The organism is Micromonospora andamanensis (genome assembly GCF_016863495.1).
In the GTDB taxonomy this organism is placed as follows: domain Bacteria; phylum Actinomycetota; class Actinomycetes; order Mycobacteriales; family Micromonosporaceae; genus Micromonospora; species Micromonospora andamanensis.
Genome location: NZ_BOOZ01000117.1, coordinates 1 through 1,053 on the forward strand (window position 1 = coordinate 1; position 1,053 = coordinate 1,053).

The 1,053-nt window shown below is 67.6% G+C and carries 1 protein-coding gene; it reads right to left on the minus strand.

What is annotated here, in order from left to right; translation table 11 throughout:
- Positions 1-4: 4 nt before the first annotated feature.
- Positions 5-910 carry an IS5 family transposase gene (locus Van01_RS32725; RefSeq protein WP_204015830.1) on the minus strand — a complete coding sequence of 302 codons (906 nt, stop codon included), beginning with the start codon at positions 908-910 and terminating at the stop codon, positions 5-7.
- Between the last annotated feature and the right edge of the window lie 143 nt (positions 911-1,053).

Below are 1,053 nucleotides of genomic sequence, written 5' to 3' on the forward strand. Positions count from 1 at the left end.
TGTTTCATAAGCCGGGTCGGAGCCATTCGTTGATCGTGGCGATGTGCACGGTGGCGTGGTAGCGGACGGCGAGCTTGTCGTAGCGGGTGGCCAGGGCCCGGTTGCGTTTGAGCTGGTTGATGCCGCACTCGACGGCGTGGCGTTGCCGGTAGGTGCCGGAATCGAAGGTGGGTGGCCGCCCGCCTTTCGAACCCTTCCTTCGTCGGCTCGCCGCTTGGTCGATCTTGATCGGGATGGTCGCGGCGATCCCTCTTCGGGCCAGGTGCTGCCGGTTGGCGCGGGAACTGTAGGCCTTGTCGGCCAGTACCCGGTCCGGTCGGGTGCGGGGCCGGCCACCGCCGGTCCTGGGCACCCGGATCCCCGCCAGCACGGGGACGAACTGCGGGCTGTCGCCGCGGTGTCCGGCGGTGAGCAGGGTCGACAACGGCTTTCGGCCCTGTTCACAGGCCAGGTGAAGCTTGGTGGTCAACCCACCTCGTGACCGGCCCAGGGCGTGATCGGCGGGTTCGTCATCGACACCGCCGGGCGGCTCGACCTGCACCTGGCCATGGTTGCGGGCGCCGGCGGCGTGCTGATGAGCGCGGGCACTGGTGGAGTCGATGCTGACGTCCCACGTGATCATGCCCGCCGCGTCGGCCCGAGCCTGCAACTCGGTGACCATGTCCCGCCACACTCCGGCCCGCTGCCACCTGCGGAACAACCCGTAGACGGTCTGCCAAGGCCCGTACGACGCAGGCACGTCCCGCCACGGCGAGCCGACCCGTGTCCGCCACCGGATCCCGTCGATCAACTGCCGTCTGCTCCACTTCGGCGGACGTCCTGACCCACGCGGCCTGGGCAACAGCGGCTCCAATACCGCCCACTGAGCGTCGGTCAGGTCGTGTCGCCTCGTCACCGCTAAGGTGGCCACGAGGTCTCCGGTATGAAAGTTCGTCTTGGTCGATGAACCCTCTACCGGAGACCTCGCCGTCTATCGATCACCGACACGCCGACGCCGAACCAACGCGGCCAACGGCAGGCGGTCAGACGGTTTCATTTTTGAAACACGCCTTA